Below are 15,928 nucleotides of genomic sequence, written 5' to 3'. Positions count from 1 at the left end.
AAAAAGTGTTGTGTTAACAAAGTTATGTAACTAAGATTATAAAACTTCAACACCTATACGATTATTAAATAATTGCAAGGTGTTGAAGTACTTTATAATCTATTAAAGCTGCTTTCAACTAAAAGAAGAAACATCTTTTTTCTTAGCTGTTTAACTATTTTTTAACTTTGTGAAGTATAAGATACATCGTGCCCAGCACAATTGCTAGTAAGGTAAATTTGATTAATTCTATTAGGCTGGCATCCCACTTGTTTTGTACTACATCTGTTAAATAAAATACATTAAACATACCATGTAAAATTGCGGGTGATATTACAGAACCACCATATTCTCTCGTGTACGTCAAAATTAAAGACAATATAAATAATAAAGAGAGATAACTTAATATTCCTACAAACTGAAACTCATAATTTTTATAAAAGATAGCTACTGGTAAATGCCATGAAGACCAAAGCAAAGCTATAATAATAGCTGTTTGCATAAATGAATATTTTTTTCGTAAATAGAAATGAAAATTCCCTCGCCATATAATCTCTTCTAATAATGCAGATAAAGATCCAATTGTAAGACCAACGAGCAAGAGAAATCCTAATTCATTCCAATGATGATATAAGAACTTTATATCATAAATATAAAAATAAAAATGGAGACATAGCCCTAGAAGTAGTGGAAATAATATGGAGAAAATTAGTGTTTTTATTTTTGGGCGTGAAATTCCAAATGTATGAACTATTTTTTGTTTCTTATATAATGTTTGATATGAAATAACCGCTAAAAGCGGAACAACCATTGTAAACCCCAAATAATTACGACCATTTTCTATGTTCAGCAAGATGATATATACAAGTGATGTAAGAAAATAAATACATAATGTTGAATGATAAACTATGTGTTTATTAATATTTTTCACCTGCCTAAGTATGTATAAGTGGTTAATCGAATATCCGATATTTTAATTATATATGAAATGGAAATCGACAGAATGAATATTTCCATATTATTGTTTTTAAGATAGAAAAAGTGTCGAAATTGCATATATTGAACTTGTAGAAAAAAATAAATTATCCCCCGTAACTTTTCACAACAAAAAATCGTTAAACAAAAGAATAGATTTTTTATTACGAATGGGGGAGAACCATGAAAATTCTAATACTAGGCGGTACACGATTTTTAGGAAGAGCATTTGTAGAAGAAGTTTTGAACAGGGGGCACGAGGTTACAGTATTTAATCGTGGAACAAACAAAGAGATTTTCCCTGAAGTGGAACATTTAATCGGTGACAGAAATGGTAATGTATTAAGCTTAGAGAATCGAAAGTGGGATGTTGTCATAGACACGTGTGGCTTTTCTCCGCATCACATTCGGAATGTTGGAGAAGTATTAAAAAATCATATAAAGCATTATATATTCATCTCAAGTCTTTCTGTATATAAAGACTGGATTCCACATGACATAAAAGAAGACTATATATTACAACCTGAACCGACGGAAGAGCAAATAAAGGCTGTAGAGAATGGTGAAGTTTCTCCTTATGAGCATTATGGTGCGCTGAAAGTATTATGTGAAAAAGAAGCAGAGAAGTATTGGCCGGGGCGTGTTTTACATGTAAGAGCAGGACTTCTTTCAGGAATGTTTGATTATACAGATCGACTAACATACTGGATTCAGCGTGTTGCAAAAGGAGGTAAAGTGTTAGTTCCAGGAAGAAAAGACCGTCCAGTGCAGATGGTTGATATAAAAGATGTCGCGTGCTTTGGACTCAACATGGCAGAAAATAATAAAGCAGGTACATTCAATATAACAGGTCCGAATGATAAATTGACGATGGAAGAGCTATTAAATACGTGTAAAAAGGTTACGAATAGCGATGCTGAATTTGTTTGGGTAGACGAATCGTTTATGAGTGAACATAATGTGCAGCCTTGGACAGAAATGCCTTTGTGGATTCCAGAAACTTTCCCATTAGATGGTGAGACGAAGCCGTGGAGAGGCGGGTTTTCTATTTGTATCGAAAGTGCGGTTAATGAAGGGCTTACTTTTAGAAGAATAGAAGAGACCGTTACAGATGTGTATGAGTGGATGGAGAGTACGGACGAATGGAAATTAAAAACAGGTATTTCAGGTGAGAGAGAGAAAGAATTGTTAGAAAAGTGGAATGGATAGTTTTTATAGATAATAGGAATGGATAGAAATATGATAGGTCAATTAAAAAAGGTTAGAAAAAGAACGATAATTTCAACTGTAATAATGCTCTTGCTAACTGTCATTCTCGTAAGAAATAGTACGTGGTATATCTCTCGTTCCTTTTCTTCTGAATTTTTTCAATTGCCGATGCCTTTGGATAGTAAAGTGATTAAAGATTATGAAGCGGATGAGAAAAATTGGATTGAAATAGGGAATGGCGGTTATTGGGAAGTGGTAGCGAATCGAGTTATAGAAACGAAGCAATCGAGGGCAGAAGTAATCTCATTTTATCAAAAAATAGGGAAGTTAAAGTATCCAAATTCTAACGTGGTCGGTGTAGAAATTCAGCTCTATTTTAAAGGTGATAGTACGGTAGTAGAAACCGAAAAGGGAAATTATTACCGAGATAAGACGGGAGATACTCGTTATGTAAGTGAATATGCTATTAGAGATATAAAGAAGGAAAAACAACCAAATGATCCAGAGATGATAACATATGTGATACAAGTACATACCCAATTTGATTATTGGTATAAACTTGATTGAACATGAAGAATTATAGGAGGAGAAAAGATTATGTGGAAAAAACACCATTCGCAGTATTTCATCAAACTTAAGTTTAAAAAATCCAGCTATAAAGGCTGCACACGCCGAAGTTCAAAAAAATTTGCAGGTGGAGTTACCGAATGATTTATATCAATTATTACAGGAAACAAACGGTATAGCTGGTGAATACGGAGACTTTATTTGGGATGCTTCAAAAATTAATACTGAAAATATGAATATGAGAAATATAGTTGATTTCAAGGATTTATATATGCCTTTTGACTGTTTATTATTTTTTGCTGATGGCGGAAATGGTGATTTGTTTGGCTATTCCATTTTGAATGGGATAGTGCAAAGCGATGATATATACGTATGGAACCATGAAAATGATAGTAGAACGTGGATTGCTCCTTCGTTAGAAATTTTTATGGAGTGGTGGGAGAGCGGAAAGATAACAATTTAAACATAGTATTAAGAAAAAATGCCTTGTTACTAAAGAAACAAGGTGTTTTTCGTATGTAAATTTATAACTCAATTGGTTCTTCCCCGTACATTTCCCACAGCTTAGAAAACATATTTTTCAGTCCTTCTTCGTCATCCTCATCCTAGTCTAACTTGATATCAACTTCCTCAAATTTTTCTTCTATTTCAAACTCTTTCTCTTTCACACTATCAGTTGTGCCAATTTTTCTGTAAAACACAACGAAGTCTTTATCGTGTATTAGCTAGTAGCAAGACCTCCACCTCAAAATCCGGCTAATACAAGGGAGGCCCGTATAAATAAGTTGTATTAATTACATTATTAGATTGTGTTTGTAACTATATTTTGGAAATTTTCTGTTGATTTGAAATGTGCGATAGTATATATTGTATATAAAGTATATATACAATATTTTTCAAAAGAGGTATTTGCATGCAAATCATTATTAAGAACACTTCAAAGGAACCCATTTACGAACAAATTGGACTCCAAATAAAAAAACTTATTTTACTAGGTGATTTAAAGCAAGGAGATGCTCTTCCTTCAATGCGTCAGTTAGCAAAAGATTTAAGAGTAAGTATTATTACAACGAAAAGAGCATATGAAGAACTGGAAAAAGATGGTTTTATTAATTCGATTGTCGGAAGAGGGTCCTTTGTAGCAGAACAAAACATTGAAACTATGAAAGAAGAAAAATTAAAAACAGTTGAAGAAAAGTTATGTGAAGCGATTCAAAATGCTAAGCAAATGGATGTTTCTTTAAATGAGCTAAAAGAAATGCTTACAATTTTATACGAGGAGGAAAACTCTTGGAAAACGTAATAGAACTTCAAAATGTCAGTAAATCTTTTAAAGGGTTTCAAATAAACAATTTTTCGATGGAAGTAAAAAAAGGATTTGTTACGGGTTTTATTGGAGGAAATGGATCAGGTAAATCTACAACGATTAAAATGATTATGAATCTAATAAACCCGGATAGTGGAAACGTCTCCTTATTTGGCATGAACTATTCGACTGATGCGAAACGAATTAAAGAAAGAATTGGCTTCGTTTATGACGATAATGTGTTTTATGATGAACTCACATTAAAGGAAATTACTAAAATTATTGCGCCTGCTTATAAAAAATGGGATTTTAACCAATTTACATATTATAAAGATCTGTTCGAATTACCATTAAATAAAAAAATGAAAACATTCTCCAAAGGAATGAAAATGAAAGCCTCTCTCGCAATTGCCCTTTCACATCATGCTGAACTAATTATTATGGATGAACCTACATCTGGACTTGATCCTGTATTCAGAAGAGAATTATTGGATGTTCTACAAAATATTATGCAGGATGGAGAGAAAACTATCTTTTTCTCATCACATATTACAACGGATTTAGACCGCATTGCCGATTATATTACATTTATTCAAAATGGAAAGCATATTTTCACAAAAGATATTTATGCCATTGCAGAGGATTATGTTTTAGTCAAAGGACCACTAGATTTGTTAAAGTTTGATACTGAGCGTGAATTTATTTCTGTACGTAAGGCAAATACAGGTTTCGAGGGATTGATTGAAAATGCACATTCTATCGAAAACTTATTTGATAAGGATGTGGTGATTGAAAAACCAAGTTTAGAGGATATTATGTATTTCATGAAAAAGGGGGATTCAAGATGCTTAACTTAATTAAAAAGGATTTGATTTTACAAAAAACTTTCTTGCCTGCTTATCTCTTATTTCTAGTTACCTATTTGTGGGCCGGCATGGATGTAGCATATGTCATAATCATTTGTAGTGCCGTTTTTGTAATTAACACATATCAATCTGATGATAAAGATAATGCTAATATTTTAGTAAACTCATTACCGTATACTAGGAAGGAAATTATAAGTTCAAAATACGTTGGAACCTTACTTTTTACAATAGTAATTATCCCATTTTGTTTAGTTGGAAAATATTTTATTTTAGACAGCATGGAATTTCAACTTTCCTTAGAAAGTTACATACTAGGCTTCTTGGCAGTCATGCTGATAACAGCATTTTACATCCCATTTTTTGTTGCATTTAAAGTGAAAACACTTGTACCAATTTTTATATTTTTATCTATTGGAGTTATATATTTAATGCGAAATACTCCATATTTATTAAATAAATATGCTAATGGCGTACTGACCTTTTTAAAAGAGATTTCAGATTTGAAATTATTTCTTTTATTTGCTGTCATAGCAGTGGGGTTCTATGGGGTTTCATGGATATTATCTATTCGTATCTATCAGAACAAGGCTCTTTAATAGCAAGTTCTAAAAGGAGGGTGGTTTAAATGACATCAAAAAAAGAGCGTCCTAGTCGAATACGAAATTGGCTGAAAACTATTGGAGCATTTTTCGTTATGCAACTAATTTTTATCATCCTTGATATGAATTCGTGGATACCGAACTTCAAGGAAGGAGGAGTTGGGGATCGTCTCGTTAATTCAGAGTTCTTTACGGAATGGTTCGCTCCTTATAAAACAAAGCAATTTAATGTACTAACGGCAGTTATGGCTATTTTATTATTCCTAAATGTAGTAACAAGTGCAATAAAAGACGCTTTTTCTAGAAAAAGAATTAATTAGCACATAAGTTGACCTTGCGTCTTTTTAATAATGTCTTAACTATATTTAAAAACAACAGGAAAAAAATAAAAACTCCACTTATTGATGTTTCACTTTATCTTTTACAATGATTCCTTGAAAATTATTTGATTTTTCAGTTTTGTATATTGATAGAGATGCATTCGTCCCCCATAATACTTCCAAAGTGTGCGCAGTAATTGTGACATATGTATTTATACTTGTGATGACAAATGATGTGTATTGTTTTTGGAAAGTTCGAAAATTATTGAACGAACTAGAGAAATTTAGTAATCTTATTTGTACAGCACATACAGATTAGTTTTGTAATGGTTCGATATTTAAAAAATATGTAAGGGGGAATGGGTGTGGATCTTACGTTTAAAGTAGAGGAAACATGTTTTAATTACCGTGTCGGAGCAATTTGTAAACATGATAATAAAATCCTTATTTTGCAAGGGGACGGTGAAGATTTTTGGTACGTACCGGGCGGACGAGTGAAAATGCTAGAAAATAGTGAAGATGCGTTAAAACGGGAGCTGGCAGAAGAACTAGACGTACCTATTAAAGTGAAGAGATTAATATGGTCAGTAGAAAATTTCTTTATACTTTCTGAGCGAAAGTTTCATGAGATTAGTTTTTATTATGAAGTAGAGCTACATGATTTACCTGCAAATGGAGCGGATCAATATATTTTGGAAGAAGAGGGTAGATCGTATTTGTTTAAGTGGGTGCCGGTAGAAGAGTTAGAGGTATATAATTTACAGCCTGCGTTTATAAAAGAAAAAGTAAAGGATATAGCAGTTCATACAGAACATATTGTTTTGCAAAAATAAACGTATTCGGAGGGGAAAAGGGTGAAGGGGACTAAAAAAGAGATACATATAAATGACAAAGTAATTCATTACACACATATCGAAAAAGGTTCTAGTAGGGTTTGCTTTATGTTTTCAGGTTCAGGATATAATTATGATAAGCCGTTATTCTATTATGCAACGATGTTAATGCTAGAAAACAAAATTGATGTTGTACATATTCACTATTCCTACGACAAACAAGTAATGAATAAACCAATAGAAGAACTAACGAAAGTAATGATGGATGATATTAATCCTGTAATGAAGGAAGTATTAAAAGGTGAGCAATACAATCATACGATGTTTTTAGGGAAGTCACTCGGAACAATACCGATTGCAAATGATGTAATGAAGAGAGAAGAGTTTTTACAGTCAAAAATGATACTACTTACACCTTTACTAACTTTTGAATCTATTTTTGATTCTATTTTACATAGTAGTCACGAAGGGCTTTTAGTAATTGGGGATAACGATCACCATTATAATGCAAATCAAATGGATCAGTTATATAAAACAAATTTAACGATTGATGTTGTTAAAAACGCAAATCATTCTGTAAATGTTGGGGAATATGAAACAAAGAATTCAATTGAAGCGATAGCAAATATAATAGAAAAGCTTAAAGAAGTTGTTAGGAAAAACTAACTTATCAATACATGCAAAAAGAGGTGCGAATTGCACCTCTTTTACTTTAATAAGCCTTCAGCACATGAAGCAAATAATCCTTCCGATTTAGCGGATTATAATCAACACGTTTTCGAGTAGGGAAGGGAGGCTTCAGCTTTGTGAAACCAGATGGATTTGTTGTGAAGATACCTTCTCCTTCAGTAAATGAATGAAGCATTCGTTTAAAATTCTCTGTTTTCGCAACAGGTAATGACCCTGTTAACTGGTAAGAATTGTTATTGAATATAGGCTCTGCAAAAGTTGCTGGAACGGCAGCGAGCTTATACATTGCAGTACTAATTGCGTGCTCCGGTACAGTTAATTCAAACTCATTTACTGGTTCATATACATATGTTTCAGCTTGCTTTAAAGCATCCATTAATACGATCGGTGTTAAATTTCTAAAGTCACTCGCTGTTGTAACAGGACTAGCATAACCTGTATGTGTTAACGTGACAGAAATGTCCGTAACTTCCCATCCGTATAAACCTTGTTTTAACGTTTGAAATACTGTATCTTCAATCGCTTTATGAAATGCTAAAGGCAATGAACCAAGCTCAACACCTAATTTATACGTTATGCCAGAGTTAAGTTCACCACGTTCAATTTTAAAACCAATTGTTGCGTAAAATGGATTCGCTTTTTCACCCATTACTTCCATGCTATTACCTACGCCAATTGGTTTCTCAATGCATACAACTCGCGTATTTGAAAAAGTAACCTGCAAATTATATTTCTCATACAGTGTTGTTTCAATGACTTCTTTTTGCACCTCACCGAAAAGGCGAATGTATAGTTCATTATGAACATTGTCTTTCCACACTTTAATGAGTGGATCTTCTTCACATAGTTCCATAAGAGCAGCGTACAAATCATGAATTCGTTCCGTAGGCACCGTATCAATAGTAGCTTCCATTTGTGGTTCGGCAAAGTGAATGTCTTTTATATAATCAGTCCGTTCACCGATAATATCACCAATTTTTATATCATTCAGTCCCCACACTTTACAAAATTCACCGCTTGGAACGGTAGAAGTTTGTAAAGCATCTCCATTATGAAATATGCACATTTTTTTAATCTTTTCCTTATGTGGTAGAGATTCATTGCGCTGTATATCCACATATTTTCTAACTTGTAAGCTACCTGAAAAAACTCTTACATAAGCAATCTTTTCTCCAGAATATTCACGGTCAATTTTAAAAACTACACCGGACAATTTTTCATCTTGAGATGAAGAATTAGCTGGAAGTAAGGCTGAAATATTTTCGAGCAGTTCAGTTACGCCCATGCCTGTCATTGCTGAACCGAAAAAGACTGGATACACATTTGCTTGCGCTATTTGTTTAATGAGTTCTTCTTTTAATAGAGTGTCCGGTACAATTTCGTTATTTACGTATGACTCAAGTAATGATTCATTATATGGTGCTAACAGTTCCATACAATCGTCATATGATTTGTACTCAATGATCCGGGTTTCTTTCGTTCCTTCGTATAGGGCAGAGTAGAAAGGGAATGCTTCATTTGAAAGAATTTCTTTTATTTGTTTCATAACTTTTTCAGTATTTGCACCGCTACGATCAATTTTATTTACGAATAATATTGTTGGGATATTTAGTTTCTGTAATGTTCGCATTAAAATTTTTGTTTGTGCTTGCACACCTTCAACGGCAGAAATAACTAAAATTGCACCGTCTAAAACGCGGAATGATCGCTCCACTTCAGCGATAAAATCAGCGTGTCCAGGTGTATCAATGACATTTACTTTTATATCATCAATAAAAAAAGAAACGACAGATGCTTTAATCGTAATTCCGCGCTGTCTTTCTAATTCCATTGAGTCAGTTTGCGTATTGCCACTATCTACTCGGCCAATTTCTTTAATCACATTCGTTTCATAAAGAATACGCTCAGTCAAACTCGTCTTGCCAGCGTCTACGTGCGCGACAATCCCTATATTTATTGTTGTCATATGTGAATATCCTCATTTCATTTTCCATTTTTATTTCCTCATTTCTATTTGTGTATTGCCGCATTACAATCACTCTCCAGTCATTTAAATTAGTACTATTATAGTGCAATTAACATTTTTTGTAACGCGACAAAGCGCCTTAATTTGGAAAAATATAAATGAAAACAAAATGCTTGCATTCTAAATCGATATAGATTATATTAATTGACATATCAACTATTGATACATCAAATGTTTTTATTTTGATTGTGAAGGAGGGTTAATTTGACAAGTTCATGCTCAAAAGAAGCGATTATTTTATATAAATTACACTTTCTAAATAAAGAAGTAAGTTCGAAGTTTGAAGGGTGTACGGGTATGAGCCAGTCTCGATTAGAGCTTATACTTCAGTTATATGAAGTAGGTGAAATTAGTCAAAAAGCACTTCAACAAGAAGTGAATATTGATAATGCGGCGATTACAAGGCATTTAAAACAGCTAGAAGCAAACGGAATGATTGTAAGACGAAAAAATCCAGATGATAACAGAATTACGTTAGTTTCTCTTACAGAAGAGGGACGAAATAAAATTCAAGCGTTTCAAGAGGAAAAAGAACGTTTTGCAGCATCTGCATTTAAAGGATTAAGTGAGGAAGAACGCGATAATCTTTTAAATATGTTAAATCACATTCAAGAAAATATAAAAGAATTATAAAAAAGGGAGAATACAACTATGACTAACTCAGTAAAAACAAATGATTTTAACGAAATTTTAACAGGACGTCGTTCAATTCGTAAGTACGACCCAACAGTAAAAATTAGCAAAGAAGAAATGACAGAAATTCTTACAGAAGCAACACTTGCACCATCTTCAGTAAACATGCAACCATGGAGATTCTTAGTAATTGAAAGTGACGAAGCAAAAGCAACACTTGCGCCACTTGCGAAATTCAATCAATCTCAAGTAGAAACATCTTCAGCAATGATCGCTGTGTTTGGTGACTTAAACAACTTTGATAACGCAGAAGAAATTTACGGTTCAGCAGTAGAGCGCGGTTTAATGCCAGCAGAAGTAAAAGAAGATCAAATGAAAAAACTTTCTGGTTACTTTTCAATGGTTACACCAGAAGTAATGAAAGATACAGTACTAATTGACGGTGGTCTTGTAGCAATGCAATTTATGCTAGCAGCTCGTGCTCACGGTTATGACACTTGTCCAATTGGCGGATTTGAAAAAGACCAAATCGCAGAAGCTTTCGGATTAGATAAAGAACGTCACGTACCAGTAATGTTAATTTCAATCGGAAAAGCTGCTGACAGTGGTTACCAATCAGTACGTCTTCCAGTTGAAAAAGTTGCTGAGTGGAAGTAATTTTAAAAGAAATAAGTGGAATATGAGAGGGGAAACACCATGATTATTATTCACGCAATATTTCAAGTAGATCCAGCGAAACAACAATCATTTTTAGAAGAAATTCAGCCACTTATTCATGGTTCAAGAGAAGAAAGTGGAAATGTCTCTTATGATCTTTATAAAGATACAGAAAAAGAAAGTGTTTATACGATGGTAGAAGTATGGAAAGATGAAGCAGCAGTTGCGAGTCATAATACGAGTGAACACTTCACATCTTTCGTTAGTAAAGCACAACAATTTTTAACTGCTCCGCTTAATATAATAGTTTATAATGGCGAGTTAGTAAAATAATAAGATAGAAAAAGATGACTTTGGCATATGGCTGAGGTCATCTTTTTTTGTATAAGTAAAATCTACTTTCGATACAGTTATGTTTGAAATAGAAGATTTGCTCGTATCCTCAGTAACAGTGCTGAATTGTATGTTAAATTAGAACATTCGGTTTATTAGAATATTTTTCCGTGGTATAATTTTTGTAAATAAAAGGTAGAGGGGAGTAAGTGATGGGAGAATTTCAAAGTAATTTGCATAGGGCAACGCAACTTGCAACAAAAATGAGAAATGCTTCAGATAGAATGCAGAGTGCTACTAGTCGCTCTATAAATAAGGCAACGCGTACTACACTATCTGTGAACTTCAAAGCACAAGAAGCAAATCAGCAAAATTTACACATCACGAAACAATTTTGCGCTGCTTTTCAACAGACGATTGATAATATCCATTCTGTAGCAAATGAATTTGAGAAAATGGATACCGGACTTCAAAAGACTTTTCAATAATGTAACGGCCTACGTAAAGGGGAAAAGGTAGGGAGAAAAGATGAGTCAAGAACTTGAAACGAGAATAAGTCAATGTAATCAAAAATTACGAAGTATATTTGAAGAACAAAATGAAAACCGAATTGCACTGCAAAATCAAGAACAAGCTGAGGCTAGTTTCAATGAATGGAAAAATCGAAGTAATCGTTTATTCAGCAGAATACTAGAAACTTGGCATGGTGACAAAGAAGTATTTCACCTGTTCACGAATATGCGGCAAGAGATCAGGCAGTATGAAAGAAAACTTACATTCGAATTAGAGTACGAAAAAGAGACGTTGCTTAAAGAAAAACGGCATCTCAGTGAGAAAGAAAACGACCTTTCCTATGAACAGCAGCAACTACAAAGGGAGGTCAATACATGAGTTTAAACATGTATTTGGGAGAAGTACAAAGTCAAACTCAAAGTATGAACGCTATATGCAATGCTACGATTCAAAGTATGGAACAAGCCATTCAATCTATTGATGCATTTGCGATAGATACAGTATTACAAGGACAAACATACAGTAGTGCAAAAGCCTACCTTGTCCAAACATTTCGGCCATTAGCGCAAGGAATCATATGCTTATGTGAAGAATTAATTCGCCAAAACGAAGCATTTCCAAATGAGTTCCAAGCAAAAGTTGCTTCAACAGATGTGATCGAACATGAAATAAGACAACAAATACAGGAAATCAATCAATCGATTGCAAGTATAGAAGCAATAGAAGTACTTACACCGATGCCTGGAGTAGGTGCAATTGTAACGGTATTAGGTACAATGAGAAAAAAACTGGAAGAAAAACTAGAGCATTTATATGAATTCAATCATTCATCCAGCAACAACTACAGTACCGCCCTCCAATTAGCAGCTAGCATCACAGCCGGACTCGCTGAAGTGCAAAGCGGGAAAGGATTTAGTCCTGTGAGTGGGACGTTTCATAGTGAAAAGTTAAATATGGAATGGGCAAAGCAAATTCAAATAATTATAGAAGAGAAAATACGGAAATCTGACAATGGTATTGGAAAAAGTGTAGATTTAGAGCACAATGTGTATAACGACATTGAAGGAATAAGCAGCGAGAATCAATCTATCAATAATAGATTTACAAAAGAAGAGATACAAGCGACACAAAAATACCTTGAAGGAATTAAAAATGGTACAATAAAAGGGAATATAGGTGAGGATTTCCAAGTTGAAACCGATGATTATGAAATGGAGCATAACATCTTTGGCCAGCCAGTTGGTGGTAAAAGACCAGTACTCGATCCTTTTTTAATTGGTGTGGCGAAGTTTGGATTCGATTTTCTCTTTGGTGATCTTTTCACACTCTTTGACCCAGAAGCTACCTATGGTGAAAAACTCCTAGCAGTTGGGATGATGACTCCATATGGGAAAGGTGTAAAAATAGTTGATAAACTTCATGATTTAAAAAAGATTGGAGATGTGAAGAAAGCAACGTCTGGGAGTGCGGGGGTTGCTAAGGGTACGGGTAAAGTTTATCCTACAAGGGAAATTGATACAGCAACTGAAGCTCATATAATTGATAGAGTGAAAGAGCTAAGGGGGAAATTAACTAGTGGATATAAAAAGTCTGGGAACTTTGCTTTAGCAGAAGTAGATGTTAAAGGTATTGATAAATCAGAGTTTTTTGCTCAAAGTAGCATAAATGAACTAAATGGTACGTTAGAGGAAAGGATAGCGGATATTTCATTAAAGCCTAATAACCCAACTTTTAAAGCTTCAAAAGCAGCAGATAAGAATGGAATTGAGTACCCAAGAGATTCTGATACTGAGTATAAAATTCTAAATGATATAGCTAACAGACTTGGAAATAATACTGAGGCAAAAGGTAAAATAAAGTTATTTACAGAACTAGATACTTGCGATAGTTGTAGTAGGGTAATAGCAGAATTTGCTAAAAAATATAAAAATATAGAACTAGAGGTTATCCATAATAACGGAAACAGATTAAAACCATAGTCTATAGGAGGAATATAAATGGAAGATTGGGAGTATAATGAATTAATTGAGGCTGTTAAAGAAATGTATGATAATATGTTAAATGAAAATAGAGGATATAAATATGCTACTGCAAGAACATTTTATGAGTTCGAAACCGTCTGCAATGAGGGTGAAACAGAAAATTTATTAGTTCACTTAGCCATTGGAGAGATAGTAGTGACACATCCAAAAGTTTTTGTGGGTGTGGTTGATATCATAAAAAAAGAACTAGGAAGCATTGATAGGAATGGATTAGAGAATGAATTGTTATCAGAAGAGGTTGAGGATCTGTTGACCAGAATAAATAATGTCAATCATAAACTTAATAACGTAATATTGGACTATGATCCTAATGCTGATAATTATGATAATACGTCAAGATAATAGACACAGATTCCTACCGGCTTTCGTTTGGTGGTCTTCATAAAAAAGTTTAAATAAAGAATAATATGTATCCTTTGTAGAGGTCATCTTGAAAAAAATTATGCAACATCAAGAAGATGATTTCTGTATTCGGGTATTTCCCCTTATAGTAGACAGCTGAAAGAAGGTTACTGTACTGTTTATTATGGAGGGGATTTTTTATGTCTTTAGATAAAGTTCTATTGCAGGATGTGAGGGAGTAAAAAGATTTAGAGAGAAGGTAGGATTAAAGCCATACTCAATAGATTCAGGTGATACAGTTGCAAGTATTACTGTAGGCAATAAGACTTATTTTGGTGTAAATTCAACTATTACCAAAGAGTCACATAAAGAAACTAGAGAGCTGCGGAAAAGTGGTTAAGAGAAGTAGAGTGGGTGCCGCCCAAAAAGGATAATCCAAAACATTTGAGACATGCAGAGTTATATTTTTTAATAAGAGCATTTGAAAAACATGGATTTTTAAATAACTAATATTTATGAATAACTTTAAAGCTTTTTTGCTCTAAGTAATACTCATGTTTAAATTATAGTTTATAAAAGTAAACAAATTAGTTTGCTTATAATGATTTTTAAAATATTACAACCTATGATACTAGATTTATAGCTATGTACAAGAGCAAAAAAGTTTGTAGTACAAAAATTAAAAATATGAACGCATATAAGACAAGTGAACTCAAAAAAACAGGCTTTAAAAAAGTAAGGACTCATGATGGTTGTACCGTCATGGAGTACTGTGTGCAATGATAGAATAGAAAACAAAGTACGAGCTTAGGCGAGATGACATTTTACGGGGCGATAAATATAAACACATGGAGTGTATATTAAACTAACAAACTCGTACAAACTCGTAAGTTTTAACATAGTATTTGTCATGATGTACAAAAGGTGTCATACTGTTACTACAAAACTTACAAATTTATGCTACTTAAAAACATATGAACTTAAAGCACTTGATTGTCAACTAAAGGCAACAAGTGCTTTTTTTCGTTTTAGCGTAGAAATAAGTTGGTACACGTATAATTTTATAAATGTATTAAGTGTTAAATTTAATAGACTGTAATGGCTTTGTACAGTGTATGATGATAGTAGAGGGAAAACTAAAGGGTTGTATTATGTTTTGAAGTCATCGTAAAGTACGTTTTAACGGATGGACGTTATGAACACGTTATCCGCAAAAAACGGGTAAACGTTACAGGGACTAAAATTACTGTAACGGGAGGGAATTTATGATGGGAAAGAAAGTAGTTGGTTACATACGAGTTTCAACGGAAGGACAAGTACGTGATGGGTATAGTTTAGCGTATCAAGTAGAAGAGATTGAACGTTACTGTAACGAAAATAATTTAGAACTACTTCGTGTGTATGAAGATAGAGGATTAAGCGGAGCGACTGTTGATGAAAATGGATTAACAGTTGAACGTGAAGGCTTACAAGAACTATTGTCAGATATGGCATATCAACAAGTGAAGCACGTGATTGTACTCAATACATCTCGGTTATGGCGCTCTGATATGGCAAAAGTGTTAATACAACGAGAGCTAAAGAAATACAAGGTAGATGTGAAAGCAATTGAACAACCCAATTACAGTATATACACACATGACCCAAATGATTTTTTAGTAAATGGCATGTTAGAGCTATTAGACCAATATCAACGTCTCGAGATTGCATTGAAGCTAAGTAGAGGCAGAAAGAAAAAAGCGGAACAAGGTGGATATGCAGGTGGTGGTGTACTGTTTGGCTACAAGGCAACAAAAGGACAAAAGGTGTTAGAAGTAGATGGTGAGAAAGCAGTAGTTGTACGTAGACTATTTGAATTACGACACTTTTTTAAACATTGGTCACTTACGCAATTGGCAGAACAATTGAATGTGGAAGGCTACTGCACAGCGAAAGGTAAACAATTTACGAAAGTACAAGTGAAACGCATGTTAGATAGAGAGAATTTTTATCGTGGCATGTATGAATACGGGGAAATACAAACAAATGGAAAACATGC

Annotated in this window: 19 protein-coding genes and 1 pseudogene; 17 read left to right on the top strand and 3 right to left on the bottom strand. The window is 33.6% G+C overall.

The window, feature by feature from the left end; translation table 11 throughout:
• Positions 1–154 precede the first annotated feature (154 nt).
• Positions 155–910, bottom strand: coding sequence for a CPBP family intramembrane glutamic endopeptidase (locus ACXY7N_RS29130; protein WP_016087327.1), 756 nt, complete (start codon positions 908–910; stop codon positions 155–157).
• A 227-nt stretch (positions 911–1,137) separates the two neighbouring features.
• Between ACXY7N_RS29130 and ACXY7N_RS29125 the strand changes: the two genes are divergently transcribed.
• Genes ACXY7N_RS29125 through ACXY7N_RS29115 form a run of 3 tightly spaced genes read left to right on the top strand, consistent with a single transcriptional unit; the run spans position 1,138 to position 3,193 of the window.
• Positions 1,138–2,163 carry an SDR family oxidoreductase gene (locus tag ACXY7N_RS29125; RefSeq protein WP_000697744.1) on the top strand — a complete coding sequence of 342 codons (1,026 nt, stop codon included), beginning with the start codon at positions 1,138–1,140 and terminating at the stop codon, positions 2,161–2,163.
• A 30-nt stretch (positions 2,164–2,193) separates the two neighbouring features.
• Positions 2,194–2,730 carry a hypothetical protein gene (locus ACXY7N_RS29120; protein WP_000580171.1) on the top strand — a complete coding sequence of 179 codons (537 nt, stop codon included), beginning with the start codon at positions 2,194–2,196 and terminating at the stop codon, positions 2,728–2,730.
• Between the two features lie 46 nt (positions 2,731–2,776).
• Positions 2,777–3,193, top strand: coding sequence for an SMI1/KNR4 family protein (locus tag ACXY7N_RS29115; protein WP_033658743.1), 417 nt, complete (start codon positions 2,777–2,779; stop codon positions 3,191–3,193).
• 61 nt (positions 3,194–3,254) lie between these two features.
• On the opposite strand, the pseudogene ACXY7N_RS29110 reads toward ACXY7N_RS29115, so the two are convergent.
• A pseudogene (locus ACXY7N_RS29110) lies at positions 3,255–3,341 on the bottom strand (DUF4240 domain-containing protein); the annotation flags it as partial.
• Positions 3,342–3,643: 302 nt separating this feature from the next.
• On the opposite strand from ACXY7N_RS29110, the gene ACXY7N_RS29105 reads away from it, so the two are divergent.
• The 6 genes from ACXY7N_RS29105 (at position 3,644) to ACXY7N_RS29080 (ending at position 7,320) form a co-directional block, all read left to right on the top strand.
• Positions 3,644–4,033, top strand: a complete 390-nt coding sequence (locus ACXY7N_RS29105; RefSeq protein ID WP_001165710.1) for a GntR family transcriptional regulator — start codon at positions 3,644–3,646, stop codon at positions 4,031–4,033.
• Positions 4,021–4,893 (top strand): ABC transporter ATP-binding protein, encoded by an 873-nt coding sequence (locus ACXY7N_RS29100; protein ID WP_000432458.1) that lies wholly within the window; start codon positions 4,021–4,023, stop codon positions 4,891–4,893. Before ACXY7N_RS29105 ends, ACXY7N_RS29100 begins: the two co-directional genes overlap by 13 nt.
• A complete protein-coding gene (locus ACXY7N_RS29095) occupies positions 4,881–5,498 on the top strand; it encodes an ABC-2 transporter permease (RefSeq protein ID WP_000933349.1) in 618 nt (205 codons plus the stop codon). Before ACXY7N_RS29100 ends, ACXY7N_RS29095 begins: the two co-directional genes overlap by 13 nt.
• 29 nt (positions 5,499–5,527) lie before the next feature.
• Positions 5,528–5,821 (top strand): YfzA family protein, encoded by a 294-nt coding sequence (locus tag ACXY7N_RS29090; protein ID WP_000202084.1) that lies wholly within the window; start codon positions 5,528–5,530, stop codon positions 5,819–5,821.
• 365 nt (positions 5,822–6,186) lie between these two features.
• Positions 6,187–6,654, top strand: coding sequence for an NUDIX hydrolase (locus ACXY7N_RS29085; RefSeq protein WP_116363787.1), 468 nt, complete (start codon positions 6,187–6,189; stop codon positions 6,652–6,654).
• A gap of 21 nt (positions 6,655–6,675) precedes the next feature.
• Positions 6,676–7,320, top strand: a complete 645-nt coding sequence (locus ACXY7N_RS29080) for a hypothetical protein (RefSeq protein ID WP_016087330.1) — start codon at positions 6,676–6,678, stop codon at positions 7,318–7,320.
• 46 nt (positions 7,321–7,366) lie between these two features.
• On the opposite strand, the gene ACXY7N_RS29075 is transcribed toward ACXY7N_RS29080, so the two are convergent.
• On the bottom strand, positions 7,367–9,310 hold the full coding sequence (locus ACXY7N_RS29075) for an elongation factor G (RefSeq protein ID WP_116363786.1): 1,944 nt from the start codon (positions 9,308–9,310) through the stop codon (positions 7,367–7,369).
• A gap of 264 nt (positions 9,311–9,574) precedes the next feature.
• Between ACXY7N_RS29075 and ACXY7N_RS29070 the strand changes: the two genes are divergently transcribed.
• The 8 genes from ACXY7N_RS29070 to ACXY7N_RS29035 all read left to right on the top strand — a co-directional run.
• Positions 9,575–10,003, top strand: coding sequence for a MarR family winged helix-turn-helix transcriptional regulator (locus ACXY7N_RS29070; protein WP_000204180.1), 429 nt, complete (start codon positions 9,575–9,577; stop codon positions 10,001–10,003).
• A gap of 18 nt (positions 10,004–10,021) precedes the next feature.
• Entirely contained in the window at positions 10,022–10,660 is a 639-nt protein-coding gene (locus ACXY7N_RS29065) for a nitroreductase family protein (protein ID WP_088084524.1), read from the top strand.
• Positions 10,661–10,699: 39 nt separating this feature from the next.
• Positions 10,700–10,993: a putative quinol monooxygenase gene (locus tag ACXY7N_RS29060; RefSeq protein ID WP_088084523.1), complete on the top strand. Its 294-nt coding sequence runs from the start codon at positions 10,700–10,702 to the stop codon at positions 10,991–10,993.
• 212 nt (positions 10,994–11,205) lie between these two features.
• Positions 11,206–11,481: a TIGR04197 family type VII secretion effector gene (locus ACXY7N_RS29055; RefSeq protein ID WP_016134810.1), complete on the top strand. Its 276-nt coding sequence runs from the start codon at positions 11,206–11,208 to the stop codon at positions 11,479–11,481.
• A gap of 40 nt (positions 11,482–11,521) precedes the next feature.
• Positions 11,522–11,884, top strand: a complete 363-nt coding sequence (locus ACXY7N_RS29050; protein WP_088084522.1) for a DUF3958 family protein — start codon at positions 11,522–11,524, stop codon at positions 11,882–11,884.
• Positions 11,881–13,485, top strand: coding sequence for a deaminase domain-containing protein (locus tag ACXY7N_RS29045; protein ID WP_116349108.1), 1,605 nt, complete (start codon positions 11,881–11,883; stop codon positions 13,483–13,485). Before ACXY7N_RS29050 ends, ACXY7N_RS29045 begins: the two co-directional genes overlap by 4 nt.
• A gap of 18 nt (positions 13,486–13,503) precedes the next feature.
• Positions 13,504–13,890, top strand: a complete 387-nt coding sequence (locus ACXY7N_RS29040; protein WP_098521315.1) for an Imm3 family immunity protein — start codon at positions 13,504–13,506, stop codon at positions 13,888–13,890.
• 1,268 nt (positions 13,891–15,158) lie between these two features.
• The coding region (locus ACXY7N_RS29035; protein WP_488592831.1) for a recombinase family protein at positions 15,159–15,928 on the top strand (770 nt) is incomplete at its 3' end.

Source organism: Bacillus sp. 5w2 (genome assembly GCF_054353775.1).
This window is presented reverse-complemented; position numbering and strand designations above follow the sequence as displayed.

Bases quoted from the DNA above. Each gene is read 5' to 3' on its own strand.
- ACXY7N_RS29105 (WP_001165710.1), top strand. From the start codon at position 3,644: ATGCAAATCATTATTAAGAACACTTCAAAGGAACCCATTTACGAACAA.
- ACXY7N_RS29125 (WP_000697744.1), top strand. From the start codon at position 1,138: ATGAAAATTCTAATACTAGGCGGTACACGATTTTTAGGAAGAGCATTT.
- ACXY7N_RS29040 (WP_098521315.1), top strand. From the start codon at position 13,504: ATGGAAGATTGGGAGTATAATGAATTAATTGAGGCTGTTAAAGAAATG.
- ACXY7N_RS29065 (WP_088084524.1), top strand. From the start codon at position 10,022: ATGACTAACTCAGTAAAAACAAATGATTTTAACGAAATTTTAACAGGA.
- ACXY7N_RS29090 (WP_000202084.1), top strand. From the start codon at position 5,528: ATGACATCAAAAAAAGAGCGTCCTAGTCGAATACGAAATTGGCTGAAA.
- ACXY7N_RS29095 (WP_000933349.1), top strand. From the start codon at position 4,881: ATGCTTAACTTAATTAAAAAGGATTTGATTTTACAAAAAACTTTCTTG.
- ACXY7N_RS29055 (WP_016134810.1), top strand. From the start codon at position 11,206: ATGGGAGAATTTCAAAGTAATTTGCATAGGGCAACGCAACTTGCAACA.
- ACXY7N_RS29060 (WP_088084523.1), top strand. From the start codon at position 10,700: ATGATTATTATTCACGCAATATTTCAAGTAGATCCAGCGAAACAACAA.
- ACXY7N_RS29120 (WP_000580171.1), top strand. From the start codon at position 2,194: ATGATAGGTCAATTAAAAAAGGTTAGAAAAAGAACGATAATTTCAACT.
- ACXY7N_RS29075 (WP_116363786.1), bottom strand. From the start codon at position 9,310: ATGACAACAATAAATATAGGGATTGTCGCGCACGTAGACGCTGGCAAG.
- ACXY7N_RS29050 (WP_088084522.1), top strand. From the start codon at position 11,522: ATGAGTCAAGAACTTGAAACGAGAATAAGTCAATGTAATCAAAAATTA.
- ACXY7N_RS29045 (WP_116349108.1), top strand. From the start codon at position 11,881: ATGAGTTTAAACATGTATTTGGGAGAAGTACAAAGTCAAACTCAAAGT.